Annotated in this window: 15 protein-coding genes; 12 read left to right on the forward strand and 3 right to left on the reverse strand. The window is 49.1% G+C overall.

The features are described 5' to 3' along the window. The first annotated feature begins 53 nt into the window (after positions 1-53). The 9 genes from BUB73_RS01570 to BUB73_RS01610 all read left to right on the forward strand — a co-directional run bounded on the left by BUB73_RS01570 (position 54) and on the right by BUB73_RS01610 (position 14,697). Positions 54-1,574 (forward strand): competence protein CoiA family protein, encoded by a 1,521-nt coding sequence (locus BUB73_RS01570; protein ID WP_139258157.1) that lies wholly within the window; start codon positions 54-56, stop codon positions 1,572-1,574. 135 nt (positions 1,575-1,709) lie between these two features. Then, positions 1,710-2,672, forward strand: a complete 963-nt coding sequence (locus BUB73_RS01575; protein WP_212668350.1) for a tyrosine-type recombinase/integrase — start codon at positions 1,710-1,712, stop codon at positions 2,670-2,672. 361 nt (positions 2,673-3,033) lie between these two features. Further along, entirely contained in the window at positions 3,034-3,744 is a 711-nt protein-coding gene (locus BUB73_RS01580) for a vWA domain-containing protein (RefSeq protein ID WP_073283058.1), read from the forward strand. Between the two features lie 3 nt (positions 3,745-3,747). After that, entirely contained in the window at positions 3,748-4,473 is a 726-nt protein-coding gene (locus BUB73_RS01585) for a PP2C family serine/threonine-protein phosphatase (protein ID WP_073156297.1), read from the forward strand. A gap of 3 nt (positions 4,474-4,476) precedes the next feature. Continuing rightward, the gene (locus BUB73_RS01590) at positions 4,477-5,898 is read left to right on the forward strand and encodes a serine/threonine protein kinase (protein ID WP_073283061.1); all 1,422 of its coding nucleotides are present in this window, start codon (positions 4,477-4,479) and stop codon (positions 5,896-5,898) included. Further along, entirely contained in the window at positions 5,891-9,019 is a 3,129-nt protein-coding gene (locus BUB73_RS01595) for a DEAD/DEAH box helicase (RefSeq protein ID WP_073283064.1), read from the forward strand. The genes BUB73_RS01590 and BUB73_RS01595 overlap by 8 nt, the downstream gene beginning before the upstream one ends. A 1-nt stretch (position 9,020) precedes the next feature. Continuing rightward, entirely contained in the window at positions 9,021-10,466 is a 1,446-nt protein-coding gene (locus tag BUB73_RS01600; RefSeq protein ID WP_073283068.1) for a hypothetical protein, read from the forward strand. Then, entirely contained in the window at positions 10,466-12,904 is a 2,439-nt protein-coding gene (locus BUB73_RS01605) for a hypothetical protein (protein ID WP_073283071.1), read from the forward strand. Before BUB73_RS01600 ends, BUB73_RS01605 begins: the two co-directional genes overlap by 1 nt. Then, positions 12,904-14,697, forward strand: coding sequence for a hypothetical protein (locus BUB73_RS01610; protein ID WP_073283073.1), 1,794 nt, complete (start codon positions 12,904-12,906; stop codon positions 14,695-14,697). Before BUB73_RS01605 ends, BUB73_RS01610 begins: the two co-directional genes overlap by 1 nt. Positions 14,698-14,808: 111 nt before the next feature. Here BUB73_RS01610 and BUB73_RS01615 read toward each other — a convergent pair whose 3' ends face one another. Together BUB73_RS01615 and BUB73_RS01620 are read right to left on the reverse strand one after the other, a co-directional pair. Then, positions 14,809-15,870, reverse strand: a complete 1,062-nt coding sequence (locus tag BUB73_RS01615) for a site-specific integrase (protein WP_073283076.1) — start codon at positions 15,868-15,870, stop codon at positions 14,809-14,811. A gap of 405 nt (positions 15,871-16,275) precedes the next feature. After that, complete coding sequence (locus tag BUB73_RS01620; protein ID WP_073156318.1) at positions 16,276-17,004, reverse strand: DUF2334 domain-containing protein; 729 nt, start codon at positions 17,002-17,004, stop codon at positions 16,276-16,278. 33 nt (positions 17,005-17,037) lie between these two features. On the opposite strand from BUB73_RS01620, the gene BUB73_RS01625 reads away from it, so the two are divergent. Next, entirely contained in the window at positions 17,038-17,889 is an 852-nt protein-coding gene (locus BUB73_RS01625) for an undecaprenyl-diphosphate phosphatase (protein WP_073156321.1), read from the forward strand. Between the two features lie 313 nt (positions 17,890-18,202). Continuing rightward, positions 18,203-20,089, forward strand: coding sequence for a molecular chaperone HtpG (htpG, locus tag BUB73_RS01630; protein WP_073283079.1), 1,887 nt, complete (start codon positions 18,203-18,205; stop codon positions 20,087-20,089). Positions 20,090-20,235: 146 nt separating this feature from the next. Here htpG and BUB73_RS01635 read toward each other — a convergent pair whose 3' ends face one another. Beyond that, positions 20,236-20,637, reverse strand: coding sequence for a hypothetical protein (locus BUB73_RS01635; protein ID WP_073283082.1), 402 nt, complete (start codon positions 20,635-20,637; stop codon positions 20,236-20,238). Positions 20,638-20,788: 151 nt separating this feature from the next. Here BUB73_RS01635 and BUB73_RS01640 point away from each other — a divergent pair, with 151 nt between their 5' ends. Further along, on the forward strand, positions 20,789-21,010 hold the full coding sequence (locus tag BUB73_RS01640) for a hypothetical protein (RefSeq protein ID WP_139259078.1): 222 nt from the start codon (positions 20,789-20,791) through the stop codon (positions 21,008-21,010). Positions 21,011-21,133 lie beyond the last annotated feature (123 nt).

The raw sequence follows: 21,133 nt of genomic DNA on the forward strand, positions 1-21,133 counted from the left end.
GAAAAAATGAAATTGTCATCTATTGACATTGGGCCTAATATATCTTTACTAGCATGGCGCAGTATAGATATGCAAGGAATGATAAAGGTGTCCTCTATGACATAGAGGACGTTACTCCGGATATCCGAAAGAATACCAATTTCTTCTGTGTTGGATGTGGTTGTTCGATGCGAGCAGGGCTAGGGAAGGTACGTGAGCATTATTTTGCTCATCAAAATTCCGATGCTGAACGCCAATGTAATCAAGAAACTTATCTCCATAAGCTTGGAAAACGCAAGTTTCTGGAACTGTACCAACTGCATAAGGCAAACGGAACACGCATGGCCGTTGCATTTAGGCGCCCTAGTGTGTGTGATGTTTCAGATTGTCCCTATGGGCAGACGGAACCTTGCCGTAATTCCGTTGTGGAAATGTATGAACTCTATCCCAGGTATTCTCAGGCAGTCGAGGAAGAATGGGATGAAATCTATAAACCCGATATTCGCTTGACAAATGAAGCTGGCGAAACCCTGTTTATAGAAATTTTTGTAACTCATCCTTGCTCGGAAGAGAAAATCAATTACGGAGTTCCTATAATTGAATTCTCGCTCCAATCTGACGAAGACTTAAATGTTATTTCGGATGAGGCTATGGCGGATGTGGATAATCCGCAAATAGAGTTCTACAATGCCCCATCGGAACCGGTAGTTGTTCCCCCTACATGTACAGAAAAAGTTGAAAAGGCTAGGATCGCCTTTCGTGATGAGCACCAGAGAAGCGTCAAAAGTAATACCGAACTATTGCTGCCGTACACAATAAAGCATATATGCCCGGACAAGGAGTGTCCTTTTCTTAAACAACCCGGTTGCTCCTGCTATGAAGCTCATAAAAATATTGATTTGACAGAGGCGTTACCTTACGTCGATGAAACGAATGGGCTTGTTTTGACTAATGGTCGAAAGCGCTTAAAGATTGATATGGTATTTAAATTCAATGAACGAAATCAGTATCCTGAAGGCGTTCAAGCGGCACAATACCTTGTTGACGATGTTTTAAAAGGTGATTTTGACCGAGTTAAGTATTTCAACTTTACATCAAGTAGAACTTGCAGAGCATGTGAAGACTGTGAATACATTCTTATTGTCCAACGTGAAGATGAAGGTATTCAAGCGTATAAGGAAAATCATCTCCCGCAGGTGTATGAACTCTTTAAGCAGGTAAAGTCAGGAATCTTGAGTTACATATTGGTAAATGTAGACGAGTTCAAAAGAAAGGTTGAGTTCGTGGAATGGGACGATCCAAATATCTTCAATGCGATGTTGTATAAGGCCTCAGTGGGTTATTTCGCTGGTGGAGCATCTGTGAAAAGTTGTTTTCTGTGTAGGCACATGACAGATAATAAGTACAGAAGTCAAAACAGCAATCAACCTATATATTGTTTCGCCACGCATTCTAGGTGCGATTCCACACAGGCTTGCTGTTGTGATCGATTTGAACCAGATAGGCGCCATTGGCTCAAACTAGTTCGTTTTGAAGATTGGCAAGAAGCGTTAAGCGAGTGCTGTGCAGAAACAATGTGGTTTAAGGACGAATAGCAATACTGTCGTTTTTCTTAAGTTTTTCAAAACACTTGAGTTTGTGCGATTTCCCAGATATATTTATGATGAACACCAAGGATTGTTCTTGTTGAAAGTGGTGTGCAGACTCATTTAGACATAGGGGAGGGGCTTATGGAACCTATCGTTAGCCTCGTCAATAACGTGAACATGCCGCAAGGTGGTGCGGTAGTAGATTATCAAGGCCTTGACTTTAGTTTGCTTTATGAAAGGTTCTTGGCTTTTCAGGAAATAGCTCCAAAAAGTTCTGATACATATAGAAAGGCAATTAAACAATTTCTTGCGTATCTTTCCGATTGTGGTATAAAAGCCCCTTCAAGAAGTGATGTTGTGGCTTATAGAAACAAGATGAAAGATGAGGGAAAGAAACCTTCTACGATGCGTTTGTATTTGACTGCGGTCAAGGTGTTTTTTCAGTGGTTGGATCAGGAAGGTATTTACAAGAATATCACCCAGAGAGTCAAAGGGTGTAAGTTGGATCATTCGTTTAAAAAGGATTATCTAACCTCGAATCAAGCTCGCAGACTTCTTGAAATCATGCCTCGTGAAACGGTTGAACAGAAACGAGATTATGCGATAATCCGATTGTCCTTAACAACGGGGTTAAGAACAATAGAAGTTGCTAGGGCTAATGTCGAAGATCTTCGTACGGTGGGCGACGATTTAGCTTTGTATGTTCAAGGCAAGGGTAAAGTGGAAAAATCCGTATTTGTGAAAGTGACGCCTAAAGCGGAGGAGGCTATTAGAGACTATCTTGCTGCTCGAGGACATGTTGCTCCCGAGTCACCATTGTTTTCTAGTGGCGCAAATCGTAATCATGGAGGACGCCTGACAACAAGAAGTGTTAGCAGAATTGAAAAGACTGCGTTGCTCCGCGCTGGCTTGGATAGTCCGCGTCTGACTGCCCACAGCCTTCGTCATACTGCGGCGACACTCAATTTGCTTAATGGTGGCTCTTTAGAGGAAACTCAGCAGCTGCTTCGCCATAGCAATATCAATACGACTCTTATTTACGTTCATAGTCTAGAAAGGGCTCGAAGTGAGAGCGAAGCGCGTATTGAAAGGGCTTTGGGATAAAGATTTCTTTCAAAAAGGAAAATACATGAAGTGTTACGCTGGCATTGGTAACCGGAATCTTGATGGCGCTGTTTGCGATGCTCGTAATCAAAAAAAATCGCTCCGATTATGTTTCGATTTGAAAGAAGCTCAATCTCGTCTGTATCTTTCTTTTTTTTGCCTTATGTAGGGCTTTTTCTTTGCCATGGTAGGCTCCTTTTTTTATTCCATAGTCTTTTTTTGAGGTTCAAAAAAAGGAGTGGTTGCAATATATTTTTTTTGACAATTTTTCCTTTTATCTCGATATATATATATATGATACAACCTCGGTCGCGTTTTTTTTACAATATGTGTTATATTAAGTATAAAACAAGGAGATTATATGAGCGCATTTGATAGTATTGTTTGCACCCAGGCTCGTCCGTTACCGGTCATTATTCTGGCTGATAATAGCGGCAGTATGGCCGATGATGGAAAGCTCGACTCGCTCAAGCATGCACTTGTTGACATGATCAAGTCATTCAAGGGTGCTTCATCCTCCAGCCTGGAAGCTGAAATCTATGTTTCAGTGGTGTCTTTCGGCAATAACAAGGCAACAATGGTCATTGAACCCAAGTCCGCAAGCGAAATTGCCGACAGCGCACCTTTGCTGGACGCAATCAATGGTATGCAGGCCAGCGGCAACACCCCCCTTGGCCTTGCCCTCACTAAGCTCGTCGACATGCTTGAACACAGGGAATCATATCCTTCCCGTGCATATCGCCCGTTCCTTGTACTTGCCTCCGACGGCATGCCCAACGATGAATGGGAAAATCCGCTTAAGCAGCTTCTTTCCGGCGAACGCGGCAAGAAGGCAACCCGTCTTGCGTTGTCCATTGGCGCCGATGCGGACGACTCTATGCTGGAAAAGTTCGTAGACAACAAGGAAATCCCGGTATTCAAGGCAACCGGAGTCGACGGAATTCGCAAGTTCTTCAAGTGCGTGACTATGTCCGCCATCAAGTCCAGCCAATCCGCCAGACCGGGCGAAATTGCTGCCGGGGAGGTCGTGAAAATCCTGGCCGATGACGACGGTGGACTTTTCGAGGATTAGTCGTTGCTTTCCAAGCTTCTAGCCAAGTTTCGGTGGAAACTCCTAACCGCATCCGTGCGTGGTCCGGGGCATGTCAAGGATGACAAGCCCAATCAGGACTGCGCCTTTGTCGGTTTTGTAGGCAAGTTTCTGCTTGTGATGGTATGTGACGGTCTTGGTTCCCATTCACATAGTGACTATGGTGCGAAGATACTCTGCGGGTTGTTTCCGGAATGCTTTCTTGAGTGGAGCAAGTACAGACCTAACAAGATTGACGACCTCCTGAGACTGCTACAGTCTCGCTGGCTGATCCGCGTGAGAAGCCTAGGCGTAGATACCTGTGGCTGCACCTGCCAACTTGCCATCCTGAACCCCAAGGGCAAGGGGTGGACTGCGCAACTGGGAGATGGAATGACCCTAGTTTGCCACGACGGTGAAATCAGCAAGTTCACCGAGGGAAAGAGTGGCTACGGGAACGAAACTGTCGCTATGGGAGATTGCAATCTTCAGCCGTACTGGAGAAAGAGCAAGGTAGACCTGTCCTCTCCGGGAGACAGGTTGCTGATAATGACCGACGGGATAAGCGAGGACATATTGCCACAGGCAGAAGGGAAATTCGTATCCACGTTCGACCTATTTTTCGGAAAATCCCGGTCCAGTGGAGAGAACGAACTTACCAAGGAACTGATTAACTGGCCGACCCCACACCACTTAGACGACAAGACCATTGTAGCCATTGAGTATAGGTAGATTATGATTTCGATGAAGGATATTCTGGACAAGATGCTGCTCACACAAGTAGGGACTGAAAACTCGGAAGTCTTCAAGCTTGTCGAATGCATTGGCGAAGGTGGCCAGGGTGCGGTCTACACGACGCAAAGAAAGAACCTTCTTGTCAAACTCAGCATCGCCAAGGAAGGTGCCGATGACGTCATCAAGGCAAAGTATAGGCGCTATGGTTCGTTAAGGGGTCGTCGCGACCTTCCGCAGTATCTGGCAAAACCCCTCAGTGAAATCACCCCCGTAGTCAAGGATGGATTCATCGTCTATGGATACGTAATGGAAATGATGGAGGACATGGTTTCGCTCCATTCCCTCTTCCGCAAGAATGGCGAAGACCCCACGGCATATATAAGCCGAATGGGTGGTATCCAGCGGATGTACGTCATCCTTCGAAAGATTGCCGAAATACTGGACGGCATCCACTCTATCGGCTATGTATACGGCGACCTGAATCCCAATAACGTCTTCATCTCGAAGGACCCTGCATATACCGAGGTTCAGCTGATCGACTGCGACAACCTGATGGTTGCCGCGGACTATGATGGGTTCATCTATTACCCAGGATACGGCGCTCCGGAAATACTCAAGGGAATGGCAAGGAACAGTTCCATTACCGATTCCTGGAGCTATGCTGTCCTTGCTTTCTACACCCTTCGACAGGCAATGCCTTTCCAGGGCAAGATGGTCATGGACGCAGGGACGATGGAACTATCTCAGCTGGAGCGTAAGGCCGAAGCAGGAGAACTACCCTTCATCGACGAAGACCAGAACAATGCCGCCGCACATGCTCTGCCCAAGGATGTGATGGAATCCCCGGCCTTGCAGCAGTTGTTCCAGAAGGCATTTGGCAATGACTCGTCACTGAGTTCGCGCCCCGTACTCCAGGAGTGGATCGCCGAGTTCCAGAACTGGGAGTATCGGTTTGTAAAGTGCGCCAACAAGACCTGCGGCTCTGTTTACCTGAAATACAAGGGAGTTGACAAGTGTCCATTTTGCGACGAGAAATCCATCGAGCCATTCGTCGTTTGTCGCAAGATGATTCGACACGACTTATCCTGCAGCCAGTATGACGCCCCAATTATTGCGGTCGACTCGCCCGTGAAAGTCGAAATTTCCATTTCCGAATACAGGATGCTTCAACTGGAAGTGAGGCTGGACGCCAATTCGAAGAAAGTCTATATCAAGCAGCTTGGCGACGAGGACATTACGGTTGAATGGTCAATCAAAGCCATTGGTGCGGGAAAGAAGGTCGTTCTACGTCCCAACACCCCAATCGGTCTTTCCGTCCTAAACAAGGAAGACAACTTCCTTCAGTTTGCTGAGTACGCCTTCTGCGAAGGCAATAAGGCTCGGGGAGTTCTAAGGTTCACCTGCGGAGGCCTCAATGGTTAACAGCGAACTCTACAACATAGCCTGTTCCTGCGCGAACGAATCCTGCTACACTGACATCGTCTTTGACGGAGATTCGATCCAGCTAAAAAAGTTCGACATCTTGGAATACACGTCAAGTGGCGCCTTTGTCAATATCCGTGCACGGGACATAGCTCTGTGGCCGGAATCGACAAACGAGACTTTCAATGCAGATTCGCTTTACATCGTCGAATCAGCCGAGTCGGTCAATGGAAAGACCAAGGTCGAGCTGATCAACTGGACTTTTGGCGGTGAAACCATCATGGGTGCGGACGAAATCGTCCAGGATGTCGTAGTGACCGATTCACTGATGGAGAGGTTGCCCAAGAACCTGCCGGTCACCAGCGTTAACACGATGGTTTCTTGGTTGAAGACTGAATTCCTATTCGATCTGGGCAATGAAGAATCCATGTTCTTCCGTGTAGTCGGTGGAAACGGTTCCCAGGATGGTTATTGGTTGGGAAGAAACTGGCTTGCTGAAGTCGTGGAAAAAAGGATCGGACAGACGGACTATCTAGTAGTCGAACGTCTGCTGAAATCACCGCAGAAAGCGATGAACGTACAGCGAGGCTGTGCAAAGATCCGCTTCGTCGATGAAAAGAACGCTGTCGAGGCAAATCCGATATTCAAGGCTCAACTGGCCTTGAGTTCTTCCGACCCGAATTCCATCATCAACCTGTGGCAGCGCTACAACGACGCCGACGAGGGCATCCTCAAGAGCCAACAGGAAATCTCCGGCATACTCCGCGTAGATAGCTTTTTCAAGAAGGATGGAAAGACCTGCGCCAATATCCAGAATAGTTCCGAGAGCATCGAGAATTTCAAGGGTGTGTATGAGGCACTGAAGGAAGACTACTCAATCTCTGTCAGTTCCCCATCCGTCAAGGACCCGTTGCAGGTAAAGAATGTTGTCTTCAATAGCGAACAGAGAACTATTTCCTGGGAATGGGAGGACAGGCTCCCGCACGAAAGGCTTACTGACGTCGAAATCAGGATTGATTTCAAACCGTGGGCAGTCCAGTCCAAGAGAAGAAAGGATGCTTTGGACGCAATCAAGTCCAGAAACATACCTATTCCAGCCATTACGGACTTGCTCAACAAGACCACGGTACCCACATTTGACTCCCAGCTGCCCAAGAACAGAATCCCAAGCGAATTGAGTTTGCGCAAAGCTTTCGGCGACAACAAGCCAAATGACGCCCAGCTCCGCGCACTAAAGGTTTGCCTTACGTCTCCGGATATCGCATTGGTCCAGGGGCCTCCTGGCACCGGCAAGACGAGTGTCATCCGTGCGCTCCAAAACGTCCTCCTGACAGCCGATCCGAGGCATTCTAAGTCTGTACCCAGCATTCTTCTGACAAGCTTCCAGCATGTGGCTGTAGACAATGTCGCCTCCGGAAGCAAAATCTGGGGGTTGCCGGTATTTCGATTCTATGGCGCCAAGAAGGACAGGGAACAGGTCTTTGAAGGTCTGAAGGCCTGGCAGACAGAGACTGCCGCTGCCGTCGACAAGCAGATAGACTCCCTCCAGGCCGATGCTGAATATGCGGAGTACGAAAAGCTGATGCGGAGTCTGCGTTGTGCAAAAGACGCCGAATCCGCCTACGAGATCCGATCCCTTCTCTCGGAAGTCCTGGAACTTGCTGAGAACGAAAATTTCCTGGCTCAGGACGAGGTCCAGAACCTGCAGGAGTGGAAACGGAGATTCTCGGACAGCAAGAAGGACGAAACCCTGTACTCACTTCTCATGGGCATCCGCATTTCCCCCACCAGCTTTCAGGACGACGGCAAGGTCAACATATCCCGTCTACTACGGTACTATGATCTACGAAGAGACGCCATCGTCTGTCCTGCACTGGAACGTGAATACGACCGACTGAAGACTTTTGCCGACTCGGAACCGAGTCAGGCCGACTACACATGGCTACACGACCTAAGGAACGAGTGCGTGAACCAGGTGAACCCGGAGGCGATCGGGTCATTGGACAAGACCCTACTCCGGATGCTTCAGAACTATATCGACAAGACATTGATCCCGAACATCGAGGAACGAGTCAAACACAGCGACATCCATATGATGCAGGTACTCAAGGAGTACCGTGAATCCGTAGAATTTAAGTCCATCCGTAACGCAATGATGAAGTATGCAGTTACCTTCGCGGCAACGACTCAGCAGTCCAAGAGCGACGCATTCATCAATATGCTAGGCAACGAAAATTTCGGCTTTGACTACGTGATTGTAGACGAAGCGGCTCGTGCAAATCCCCTGGACCTGTTCATCCCCATGACATTGGCCCGAAAGAAGGTCATTCTGGTCGGCGACCACAGACAGCTCCCTCAACTTGTTGAGCAGAACATCCTGGAACAGATGGAAGGCGAGACCGAAAAGTTGGCAGAGCTGAAACTGTCCATGGAGCAGTCTCTGTTCGAATCTCTTTGGAACTATCTCAAGAACGAGAGAAACGATGGCATCGAACGAACCGTGACGTTGAATGTGCAGTACCGTATGCCCAAGAAGCTTGGCGATTTCGTCAGCAAGTATTTCTATGGAGAGGGGCAGGAAATCCTGACCAGCAAGAATCCTCTTGACTGCGAACATTTCGTATCCCGCTACAAGAAGCTTAATGGCGAAAGCAAGTGTGCAATATGGGAGGATGTGGACGGAAAGGAATCCGGACGAAAGAGCAAGCAGAACGAAGCAGAGGCTTCACGAATCGTGGAGCGCCTGAAGGAAATCGTTCAGGAGACGAATGAAACCATTGGTGTAATCGCCTCCTATAGCGCCCAGGTAAGACTCATCGAGAAGATGGTCCAGGAAACGCCCGTGCTGAGCGATGCTGTGGCCCGTCACCAACTGGAAATCGGCTCAATCGACGCTTTCCAGGGAAAGCAGTTCGACATAGTCTTCTTCTCGGTGGTCAGGAACAACAGCCACTCCGGATTCGGCTTCCTTACCATGGACAACCGACTCAACGTGGCTTTCTCCCGCCAGAAGAAACTCCTTGTAGTTGTCGGCAGCCGCAATATGTTCAGCTCAGGCGAGGCGAAGGAGAATGTACCCGCCTTGAACGCATTCATTGACCTTGCGGATTCGGAGGTCTAGTATGAATATAGGTGCCTTATTCTGTAATTCTGACTATCTGCCAAAGGGACATTACGTCGCCCTTCCGGTAATCGCCTGGGACATCGTGGTTGAAAAGGCTGCAATCCCCAAGAACTACTTTTCCGAATTGATCGTAAAGATCCTATCCGTCGGTGATAAATCAATCAAGGAACTTCACGACCTTACCAATCTGGACGAGGGACTTATCCGCCATATCCTGGATCACGATCTGAAAAAGGTCGTGTCACAAACCGTAGACAAGTTGCACTTGAAGGGAAACGCGACATCCGATGTCGTCGAAATTGTAAGGTCCAGGGTGACGGTGCTGCAATCCATGGTGACGGGGCATCTGATTCCGCATCCGGTTCATCGAAACGCATTGACTGCTCTTGACTACGACATCAACGAGAAGGGCCGTCCGAAGATCTGTGGCGGGACAAAAGGTAAGCCCAGCACAATCAGTCCCTACATGATTTTTCCAGAAAATATCCAGCTTCCCGACGTCACGGCGGACGACATCGACACGATGTGGGACGAATACGAATACAACGACAGCGAACTTGCCATATCGGACTATGACGGAATCAAGTCAGAATATATCGAACAGCCAGAAAGGATTGTTTCCGTGACGAGACGGTCCGTGGAAGAAAGCTCCGTAGACTATCTGCTGGTGAAGGTGAACACCTTTGCCGAAGACGAGGGCTTTGAATGCGTCGATCTCCTTGAACCAACGACAAGCATATCGATGGATTTCCTTACTAGGGAACTGAAGATGTGTATGGAAAATAACGAAGGCATAGCCGTTTCTCTCGGCTTGAAGGAAATCGAAATACCTCTTGAACTGGTGGACGTGATTAGCAGTAAGTATCCGAACTTGACCGATGACGTGGTCAACGAGGTATGCCGATTGCTGACGCTGAAGGACAAGGTTGATGAAAATGCAAAGGACGAAGACCGTATTGACGACCTTCTGCTATCTAGATTTCAGTCACTGTATGAATGCATACTGAGAGGAAGGGATGTTATTCCTGTTTCAGATGGCGTTGGACTTTTGCTGGACGACGTTTCCAATAAACGTTTATGGCCCAAAAATGCATTGGAGAATGGTTTATTACGCAAGAACCTGTCCCTTGATGCTGATACCCTGCGTTTATTGACGCCGAAATCAGTTTGGCGTGATGTCGAAGTTGATACAGCTTCGCTAAAGTCTCTGGTACTTCGTCATCTATTGGCTTATTTCTATGCAAACCAGAATGACGCATGGTTCATAACCCAGCTGGCCAGCAAAGGTGTATTCAATGAAACCTTGATGTTTATCTTGGATATGGCTCAGATAAGAAATACGTACCAGCATTACCATGCCAACAGGCAGAGACTACCATATAGCTACGACGAGTTTTTCGGTATCGTGGAAAAGCAACTTGAAATTATTAACGAGGTATACTAATGTCTAACAAAAAGAAGAAAGATGGCAAGAAAGGTAAGCTTCCTCCTCCGCCGATATCTGTATCTTCGTTAAACGATATCTTCGCCAAGAAGGCTGAAGATGTAGTCGGCTCCGCACCCAAGGATATCGAATCCGAGAACCAGCCGAGAATCGAGGAAATCCTGGCAAATGCCACAGCCTTGGATGCTACAAAGGAGTTCTTGCCGGAAGACGATAAGAATACCCTTAACCAGCTTTTTGCCGATCTAAAGGACGCCATCGCCGCATACAAGCAGGCCAAAGGCTCTGTTGAGTCTAGGAATGCCGAACTTGACAAACGTTCGGGTACTTTGGACGACAAAGAATTCAAGCTGGAAGAAAGAAAGGAATCGTTGGATACCCGCGAGTCTTCCTTGTCCGATCGTGAAACGTCCATATCCAATCGTGAAACATCCCTGCAAGACCGCGAAAACAGCTTGAACGCAAGGGATGAATCCATCTGCGACAGGGAACGCAACATCGATACCAGAGAGGCTGATGTCGCCAAGCGCGAAGCCGAGGCTGATGCCGGTTTCATCGCCAAGGAAGCAATCTGGAAACAGGATGCCGCGGATAAGCTCAACGAAAAACTCCAGGCTATCAGGGATGACCTGAAAACCAAACGTGACCAGTACAATGCCGATCACGACCAACTTGTCAAGGACCAGGAGCAATGCCGTCTGGAACTAGGCGCCTACGAAGCCAAGAAGGCTGCACTCAAGGAAACCGAAGACAGACTTGTTAAAGAACACGAAGATGCTGTTGCTGACCTGAGGGCGGAATACGACCGAATACTGAGCAGCTACGAAGCGGATTACAAGAAACAGTACGACCGACTAGACAAAAGAAATGCTGCCTTGCAGGAGCAGATTTCCCAGTTCAGCGACATTCGTGCAGAACTCGGTGGACATTCAGCCTCGGAAATTAACAAGATTATTTCGGGTTTGAAAGCCGAGGTGACAAGGCTGAATCTGGAAGTCCAGAACGTCGGCAGTGCGGAGTTCCAGCAGACTCTCGAAGAGCAGGTCCGGCAGTACAAGGACGAATGTGAAGCCTTGACCGTAGAGAAGAACGAACTTGACGCAAAACTTCTCCAGTTGCGAAAGAAGGTTTTCGATGTCGATGGTCTCAAGGCTCTGAACAAGACCCTCGAAACTCACAACAAGGCTTTGGCTGAGGCTCAGAACCAGCTGCAAAACAAGCTGGACGAACTGACCTCCAAGGATAACAACAAGGATATCTTCGCCGAGTTCCGCGGCATCGACGCTCGCTGTTCGACACCGTACAATGGATTCTCGCAAGCTGACGGAAACCTGAAGACATTCGTCAATGCGCTCGGCTATCAGCTGAGCCAATACACGCCGAACCTCTTCTATACTCCGCAGACCTTGCAGTTGTTTGTCGGTGGCCTCGCAATGAGCCGATTAATCCTGCTTCAGGGTATCAGCGGCACTGGCAAGACTAAGCTTGCCCAGGCATTTTCCTCCATAGTCGGTGACAATCTTGACGGTTCGCAGCCGTTCAAGGGACAGGAAAGATGCAGCTGCATCGTTCCGGTGCAGGCTGGCTGGCGCGACAACCAGGATCTACTTGGTTACTATAATGCGTTCGAAAAGAAATTCTACGAGAAACCGTTCTCGAAGGGGCTGTACGCAGCCTCCACGCCGGCCTTCAAGAATCGTCTATTCTTCCTCATCCTTGATGAAATGAACCTGTCCCACCCGGAACAATACTTTGCCGATTTCATTTCGGCAATGGAACAGGCCAATTCAGTGAGCGACAGTTTTGAGGTCGACTTGCTGTCCGGCATTCCGAACGAGATCATGGAAGACAAGAACCGCTGGCCTCTCTTCCTCAACAAGGAACGCATTGTCGTCCCGCCGAACGTTTGGTTTATCGGTACCGCAAACCACGACGAAACGACCATGGAATTTGCGGACAAAACTTACGACCGCGCCCACGTGATGGTGATGGACAAGAATACACAGAAGCCGAACTACACCCGCGTCGGAAAGGGTGCCGCTCACTGGGCTGCATCGGACCTGAGAGAGGCTTTCGACAACGCACAGAACAGTACTGACGGCAAGAGCAAGGCTGACTGGGTAAAGACCAAACTTGACTCGCTCAAGGATGTCTTGAAGAAGGAATTCGACGTATCCTTTGGTAATCGACTTGAACGCCAAATCGGCAACTTTGTTCCAGTTGTCTGTGCCGCCGGTGGAACAAAGGAACTCGCCCTTGACCACCTCATTGCCACCAAGATTATCCGTAGAGGCAAGATTACTGGCCTGTTCGGAGTCCAGAAGGAATCGCTGGAGACCCTCCGCGACGAAATCCTCACCGGGATTGGCCTGACGCCAAACTCTCAGACCATAAAGTTGCTTGAACAAGACATCGCCGCCAAGGAACGAGGCGCATAATGTTTGACGTCTTCTTGCAAAGGGAAACGAACCTGGAAAGTCCCGACTGTGGGGGAATCTACTCAAAGATGGTAGATCCGGTCCACAGGGAGGACCTTCTGTTCCATTACGGCGAATCCGAAATAAAGGATTCGTCCCCTATCGCGCAGGAAATCCAGAGTGCGTTTTATCTCCTAGCCAACGACGAAGAGAGTTTCTTCTCCCTGTGTGACGATCCGGAGAAACTTGACAGAAACAAACTCGAGAAGTATCTACAAGGCGATCCAGACAAGGTCTCCCGCAAGGATCCCCTCGTACATATGAAGGAAATTGTCTCAAGGCCGATTCTGGACCTGAAAGAGGACGAAATCAAGCAACCCACCAGCAGGGTGAAGAAGTTTGCTCCAAGGGCATTGGAGTATCTCGCAAGCCATTCCGAAGACTGGAGAAATAAATCCTTTGTCGGTGTACATCCGCAGCAGCTGTTATCCCTCGTTCGCGAGGACAAGTGGGAAACCTACGAGAACCGTCTGCTGTACACTCTCTGCAGGACGCTGAACACCTTGATAAACCAGCGCCTAAGGGAGCTGAGAGGCGTTGACGATGCCTATGGAGAGATCCAGCGGTACTACGAGATCGTCAATTCAGTCGATCACGATGCGATGCAGAACGAGGTCGACCGGCTTCTGGTCAACTATAGCAGTGACCAAGTCGATGAGAACAGGGAGCTGCTAAGCAAGACCATTGAATTTCTTAAGCGCCTGCAACAATCCATAGGCTCCTTCTGGAACTCGCAGCTGTTCGGAAACCTGAAAAGAATTTCAAACGTCGAGGTGGACATCAACCGATTCATCATGACAAACATCTTGATGAATAACCAGCACTATCTGTACCTGCCCAAGATTCAGAAGGAAATAGTCAACTACTGTTCCAAGGAGCGATCTAAGCAGGAGAAACTTGAAGAACAGCGTCTCTTGCTGGCTAATGAAATCAGATACGTCAAACGCTGCATAGACGATTTCGCGAGCGAACGTCAGTCATTTTGGTGCCTACTAAAGCCAACGGTGACTACAAGTGAAATTGGAATTGAACTGGAGTGCGGAGGAAAGAGACTACGGTTCGCGTTCGCAACATCCAAGCCAAGCGACGCCTACGTATCCGGACTGGACTGTGTCCACGGCGAAGATAACACTATCTCCATCCTTGTATATCCTCAGGAAACTCCCTACCTGGATGGGAACGACGATAGCCTCGCAAAGCTTTCATCGATGTTCGGTAGCCAACTACCGCAATGGGGTACATTCTCGTTGCTCGCCATATCCCCGCAGTCCGTTTTTTCCAAGCTACTGATTCAGCGGATACTGCTTCAGTGGGCGTGGCCTATGTTTATTGCAGGCTATCCTGTAAAGATACCGCAAAACCGATTCATCAAGGAATTTGTCATCGGAGACAATCTCTTCAACCAGTATGATGTATCCAGGTTCGAAACCGCAGTCAATCAGAAAGAGCATTCAGATAGAATCAAGAAGAACGACCTCCCGACCTTCCGTAAGGCACGCGACGAGGAAATCAAGGTGCTACAGAACGCAAACGAGCTGATTGCCGTCGCACAGCAATGCCCTTGCTGTGGACAGAAAGCCGTGCTAAGTGACCATCCCACGCCACAGAACTTTATGCTGGCCTGTAGAAGCTGTGGATGTCGCTGGAGCCGTAACGACAATATTTTCAAGTGGATCAAGGCTGAATCATATGGTTTGGAGAAGTTGTTTGGTAAATTGGAGTCTTTTGAAGTGCTCTTGACTTTAAAGGGGTGATTTTGCCTTCATTGTCCGTAAATTGGCGTTAGCGGACAATGAAAAGTCGAAGAAAAGGCCTCCTTTAAGGGGAGGCTTTTTTTTCGTTTGTGAAACGAGGTGTATTCCTAATTAAAGTTCAGGAATACTTTCCACGGCTTTTTTCTTACCCTCGTCAAGAACTTTGACGTAAACCTGGGTTGTTTTGACATCGGTGTGTCCTAGAATTTTACTGACCGTGAATAAATCCGCTCCGTGGCTTAGGGCTAGGGTTGCGAATGTATGACGTCCTAGGTGGAAGGTAATGTCTTTTCCCAATGCCTTTTGACTCCAGCGTTTTAGGACTTCATTTACCGAATTGTTGGATCCTAGTGGGAAATAGAGGTTATTTTTCTCTGGGGTTTTGGGGAGGTATTTCTTTGCGTTTTTGCTTATTGGGACGCGGACGGGGATACTGGTCTTGTATTGTCGTAAGACAACTTGGTTGTCTTCAATCATTTCCGGACATAGGCGTTTGATGTCCGAAAATCTGATCCCTGTGAAGCAGGAGAACAGGAAGGCGTTCTTTATTCTCGGTACGGAGCAGGGGGTGTCTATTAGCGCTTTTAGCTGCTCTAGGGAGAGGTAATCCAGCATCGTTGTAAGAAATCTGGGTGAAAGACCCGAAAAATCGGGCATTTGGGGGATGATTCCTTCTAAAACGGCTTTATGTACGTAGGTTTTTAGTTGAGAACTGGCTATGGCAATAGAATTCTGCTGTAGTCCTAATTCTTCGTGGAGATGATTGATGAAACCCTGCATGAATTCTCTGTCAATTCCCGCGACGAGAACGTTTGGACGATAGGCGATAACCTTTCGTGCACAGTCCTGCATATTGAACTTGGTGCGTGGATTCTTGTATTCTTTTAATACTTTGGGGAAGTAATCGGCGAATAATGTTCTTTGAGGACGGGGAGGAAGTTTGATCCCTGCTTCCGCCATGTTCAATTCGGATTCTCGCTTGTCTCGAAGGGCCTTTCCCAGTCGCCAGGCTTCTTGGTTTTTGACCTTGTCTGCCGCGGTTTTTTCGGGGACCAAGAAAATCTGAAGGTTCTCTCTTATGCGTTTTCCGTCTACTCGGTAATCAAGGTACAGAGACTTGCCGCCAGTCCTTAATGGACGGGCAGATAGTGTGATTCTATCGCCGTTTTGCATGTGTGTCCCCTATGTTTGTGCGTGACCAAAACGTGACCACGAGGTGTAATCCTGTCTCTAATATAACATCGTGGTCCGTTAAAAAGTGGCGAAAAAAACGAAATTTGGCAAAAAGTGTGTCTACGAGTGACTGGCGTTTACTTGATAGTTACTTCGACGTCAAGTAATCGTAAACCGAGCGTCGCGCGAGCACTTGTGTTCGCATGACCGAGGTGCAGATTACTGCACTCGTAGAGTGCAAGTAGTCTAATCTGACTTTGAGCCCTGTAACCGTCTAGGTTGCAGGGCTTTTTTCGTTTCTAAAGTGTCCAAGAAGTGTCCAAGAAGTGCCCAATTTGGGTTTAGGCAGAAGAAAAAGGTGGCTTTGCAAGCCACCTTCTTTACGTTATATTTTTTAATAAAAAATTAGAGGTTCTCGTATCGCGTTAAAACCCGTCCATTTCCTAGAGCGGCTCGGATCAAGTGCTTTATACGGGCTTGGTGAGTTGGGAAGTCTGTGGGGTGCAACGCAATTCGCAAAATTCCGGCGGGAATCTTTGTGAAAAATTCGCCTAGGTTGAACATGGGGTTTACGGCAAAGTCGGGGATGCCTGCAAAGCTTGCCACGGGGGAGGCGTAGCGCTTGCCCTTCTTGTTGGTCAAGGAGAATCGGTCTTCGTAGAGCATGCCTTCGCCGCGGACCTGCAGGTGTAGGTACTTGTTGCTCCACCAGGTGGGCGGCACGAAAGCGATCGGTTTGGTCGGGGTGCCCGACGCGGTTTCAAATAGATTGTTCCATGCGGCGAGGCCTTGTTGCAGAAGTCTGCTGGATTCAAATTCGCTCAGACCGGCAAATTCCGCCTCGCGGTTGGTCATGGACATGGCGGCAAGACCGGCGTAGCTTCTGCCCTGGCTGAATTCGGCCTTATGCTTAAAGCCGTGGAGGGCAAGCTCGAAGCCTTCGTCTTTTAGTTGGGCGAGTGCTGCCTTGAAGCCTGCGGTTGCGGGCTCTTCTGCGTTTTCGGTGTCGGGAATGACCAGTACGCTGAATGGGGCGCCGACGAATTCCTTTAAGTCTTCTAGAATCGGCATGACGGTCTGGTAGTTCCAGACGCTAAAATCGTGAAAGCACAGAAGAAATTTTTTTGCGGCCATGGCTCTAAGATAATAAAAACTATATTTCCGTCCATGATTGAATCTATCATTTTAGGTCTGTTGCAGGGCCTCGCAGAATTTCTCCCTATCTCTAGTTCGGGTCACCTGGTTCTCGGCAAGGAATTGCTGGGCATGGAAGAAGCGGGCATGTTCTTTGACATCATGCTTCACGCAGGAACTCTCCTTTCCATTTTCGTTGTGTTCCGCAAGAAGATTGTGGACATGATCGTAGGTTGCATCCGCCGCGACAAGACTCAGTTGAAGGAAGTGGGCTACATCGTGCTGGCCTCCATTCCCACAGCCATTATCGGCATCGGTTTCAAGAAGCCTCTGGAAAGCCTGTTTGAAAATCCCCGCGCCGTTTGCTGCGCCTTGCTGGTGACAGCTACCTTGCTGTTCGTTTCCCAGTGGGGTAAGACCGGCAGTAAGCATCCGGAATGCGAAGGAGTCCAGATGAACTGGTGGCGCGCTCTGGTGACCGGCGTGGTTCAGGGAATCGCCTGCATCCCGGGTATCAGCCGTAGCGGTTCTACCATCAGCGGCATGATTTTCCTGGGTGTCAACCGCAAGTATGCCGGCGAGTTCAGCTTCCTCATGAGCATCCCCGCCGTGGGTGGCGCAGCCCTCCTGGATGTGATCAAGTGGGTGAAGTGCCAGGATCCCGAAACCGTAGCACGCTATGCTATCGAAAAGCCCGAAAAGGCCTTGGCCTGCGCCGATGCCAGCGGCTTTACTCCGGAACTTCTGGTGGGCATGATTGTTGCCTTCATCTTCGGCATTATCGCCCTGAAGTGGCTCATGGCTTTTGTACAGAAGGGTAAGTTCCACTACTTCAGCTACTACCTGTGGGCTGCCGGTATCTTGGGATTGATTTTTATTAAGTAGTTTGCTGCAAGGCCCTCGCAAGTGCGGGGAATCGCGAAAAGGACCGCTTCATCGGCGGCCTTTTTTCTTTATCCTTTCTCCTTTCCGCTTTCTGCTAATCTTGGCACGGTTCTTGCAATTGTACCTGCGAAAACAAAGAAAAACGGCAGTTTTGTTTCAAAATGAAATGCAAACTGCTGTAAAATTGTATAAAAATGAACAGAAGGTTGTTTTCCCGGCTTCACTCCTCAAAGTGACCCCGTAGGGGGAACGACCTCACACCTGAAAGCGAAGCGTGCTGAAAGCACGAAGTGCGACCTACTAGGAGATAAAAATGGCAACTGAAAAAATGGAGTTCCAAACTGAAGTTCGCGACATGCTGAACTTGATGATCAATTCCCTTTACAGCAACAAGGAAATCTTCCTTCGTGAACTGGTTTCCAACGCTGCAGACGCACTGGACAAGCGCCGCTTCCTGTCCCTCTCCGATGCAAGCCTTTTGCCCAATGGTACCCAGCTCCGCATCGATATTGATGTAAACAAGGAGCAGAAGAAGCTGACCATTACCGATAACGGTATCGGCATGAACAAGGAAGACTTGATCAACTGCCTGGGCACCATCGCCCGTTCCGGCACCAAGAACTTCATCAAGAACCTGAAGGATTCCGATAAGTCCAGCGTGGATCTCATCGGTCAGTTCGGTGTGGGCTTCTACTCCATCTTCATGGTGGCCAAGAAGGTTGAAGTGCTGACCCTCAAGGCTGGCGAAACTCAGGGTTACCTGTGGAGCTCCGAAGGTACCGGCGAATTTGAAATTTCCGAATGCCCCCGTAACGAAGTGGGTACCAAGATTACCTTGTACCTGAAGGACGACGAAGACGCTGAAGACTTCACCAGCGAATGGAAGATCAAGGACATCGTCAAGAAGTACAGCGGCTTTGTGAACTACGGTATTTACTTCCACCCGGAAGCAACCAAGAACGACAAGGGCGAAATTGAAGTCAAGGAAGAAGAACGTCTTAATGACAAGACTGCTCTCTGGCGTCAGTCCGAAAAGGAAGTGAAGGAAGAAGAATACAAGGAATTCTACAAGGTCATCGGTCACGATGGTGGCGAACCCGCTTGCTGGAGCCACAGCCACGCCGAAGGTTCCCTGGAATTCTGGAGCTTGGTGTACATTCCGTCTAAGGCTCCCTACAACATTTGGCAGAACGATGCTCTCCATGGTCTGAAGCTCTATGTGAAGAAGACGTTCATCATGGACGACTGCAAGGACCTCTTGCCGCCTTGGCTCCGCTTTGTCCGCGGCGTGGTGGAATCCGAGGACTTGCCGCTGAACGTGAGCCGCGAAATTTTGCAGTCCAACAAGATTGTCACCAACATCCGTAAGCATGTGATCAAGAAGGTTCTTGACGCTCTGCAGAACATGGCCGACAAGGAAGCCGATAAGTACACTGCCTGGTGGAAGGAACTGGGCATGGTGCTGAAGGAAGGCTTCTACATGAACTGGGAACATCTTGATGAACTGAAGAAGCTGCTCCGCTTTGAAAGCACCAAGACCGAAGAAGGCAAGCTTGTTAGCCTCCAGGAATATGTGGACCGCATGCCGGAAGGCCAGAAGGAAATCTACTACCTCATTGGCGACAAGAACGCCGTGAAGTCTAACCCCATGCTGGAGGCTTTCAAGGCCAAGGGCTACGAAGTGCTTCTCATGAGCGATGGCATTGATGAATTCATGATGTCTTCTCTGATGGAATTCGGCGACAAGAAGTTCCACGACGTTTCCCGCGGTGATGTGGACTTCGAAAAAACTGAAGACGAAAAGAAGGCTGAAGAAGCCAACAAGGGTATTTTCAAGGGCCTCTGCGAAAACCTCCAGAAGGTTCTGGACGAAGACATCAAGGAAGTCCGTGTGTCTAGCCGTCTGAAGGACAGCCCCTGCTGCCTCGTCACCAGCGACGATGCCATGAGCGCCCAGATGGAACGCATGATGAAGGCCATGGGCCAGGCCAACGTGCCTAAGTCCAAGCGTATCCTGGAAATCAACCCGACGCACCCCATCTGCGAAATGCTGAAGGCTAAGGCTGAAGCTGGTTCCGATCTGGGTGATTGGCCCAAGGCTCTCTACGGTCAGGCTCTCTTGGCTGAAGGTAGCCCGCTGCCTAACCCGGCAGAGTATGTAGCAGCAATTACAAAGCTGCTGACTGCTGCTGCTAAATAAACCGCGAACGGCCTCGCTCCCACCTAAAGGTCGCCTTTAGGTGTCGTCCTGAGATGCCGTAAGGCATCGAAGGATCTAGCGATAATTTCCCGCAAAAAAAAGACCTCGTTCAAAAAACGAGGCCTTTTCTTTAATGTCAGACTTTTTTATTCTGCGGGATCCACAACCGGGGTGATTTCTGCGTCATCGCCACCGAATCCGCCCCAGGAGCCTTCGCCCCAGTTAAAGCCGCTGTTGTCGCCGTCACCGCCGAATCCCCAGCCGCTCAAGTCCATGGTCCATTCGCCATCCTTGCAGACGTAGGTGAAGCTCATGCCCAGGCCGGTGTCCACTTCCTTGGTGGCGCCATCTTCGGTGCAGGAGTTATCGCCTTGTTGCCATTCGCCGTCCTTGCAGACCATCGAAAATCCCATCATTTCCTGGGTTGCGCCCTCGGTGCAGGAGTTATCGATGCCCCATTGGCCGTCCTTGCAGATGTATGTTATTTCCATGCCCATCATGGTCGTGGAGGTGGTTTCGCCTTCATTGGCGGCGGTGCATTCCGGCATGTTTTCGAACTGGTTTGCGAAGTCGCCCCAGCCCGTGGTATCGATGTTGTTGAAGAGGGAGTCGAGAGTGCTTGGGTCAAAGTCCCCAATGGGGTTGTCGCCCTTATTGCCTTCGTCCTTGTTGTTTTCGCTCGGGTTTTCTTCGGCCTGAGTGGCGGAAGATGCCGGAGTATCTGCTTCTGCAGCAGAAGATGCCGGGTCGGTTGCGTCTGCAGAGGAAGTGGGCTGGTTCGGGTCTTCCGCAGGTTCGACGCTGGAACTTGAAACTTCTGGTTCTTCTGCAGAGGATGAGGTGGATGAATCGCCACAAGCTACAAGTCCGAAAGTTGCAGCCAGTGCGACGATAGAAGAGATTCCCTTGATATTCTTTTAGGCTCCTTTATAATTCCCTAAACGTGTACGGAAAATATATGCTGTTGGTGGGTGGTTTGCCAATGGAAAAATGATTGCACTAATGAAAAACGTTGTAGGGCTTTACAATGCAAAAAAGACCTCC

The sequence above is a fragment of the Fibrobacter sp. UWH6 genome (assembly GCF_900142465.1).
Classification (GTDB): Bacteria; Fibrobacterota; Fibrobacteria; order Fibrobacterales; family Fibrobacteraceae; genus Fibrobacter.

Coding starts and splice junctions, on each gene's coding strand:
- BUB73_RS01570 (WP_139258157.1), top strand. CDS start 54: ATGGCGCAGTATAGATATGCAAGGAATGATAAAGGTGTCCTCTATGAC.
- BUB73_RS01575 (WP_212668350.1), top strand. CDS start 1,710: ATGGAACCTATCGTTAGCCTCGTCAATAACGTGAACATGCCGCAAGGT.
- BUB73_RS01580 (WP_073283058.1), top strand. CDS start 3,034: ATGAGCGCATTTGATAGTATTGTTTGCACCCAGGCTCGTCCGTTACCG.
- BUB73_RS01590 (WP_073283061.1), top strand. CDS start 4,477: ATGATTTCGATGAAGGATATTCTGGACAAGATGCTGCTCACACAAGTA.
- BUB73_RS01595 (WP_073283064.1), top strand. CDS start 5,891: ATGGTTAACAGCGAACTCTACAACATAGCCTGTTCCTGCGCGAACGAA.
- BUB73_RS01600 (WP_073283068.1), top strand. CDS start 9,021: ATGAATATAGGTGCCTTATTCTGTAATTCTGACTATCTGCCAAAGGGA.
- BUB73_RS01605 (WP_073283071.1), top strand. CDS start 10,466: ATGTCTAACAAAAAGAAGAAAGATGGCAAGAAAGGTAAGCTTCCTCCT.
- BUB73_RS01610 (WP_073283073.1), top strand. CDS start 12,904: ATGTTTGACGTCTTCTTGCAAAGGGAAACGAACCTGGAAAGTCCCGAC.
- BUB73_RS01615 (WP_073283076.1), bottom strand. CDS start 15,870: ATGCAAAACGGCGATAGAATCACACTATCTGCCCGTCCATTAAGGACT.
- BUB73_RS01620 (WP_073156318.1), bottom strand. CDS start 17,004: ATGGCCGCAAAAAAATTTCTTCTGTGCTTTCACGATTTTAGCGTCTGG.
- BUB73_RS01625 (WP_073156321.1), top strand. CDS start 17,038: ATGATTGAATCTATCATTTTAGGTCTGTTGCAGGGCCTCGCAGAATTT.
- htpG (WP_073283079.1), top strand. CDS start 18,203: ATGGCAACTGAAAAAATGGAGTTCCAAACTGAAGTTCGCGACATGCTG.
- BUB73_RS01635 (WP_073283082.1), bottom strand. CDS start 20,637: ATGCCGGAATGCACCGCCGCCAATGAAGGCGAAACCACCTCCACGACC.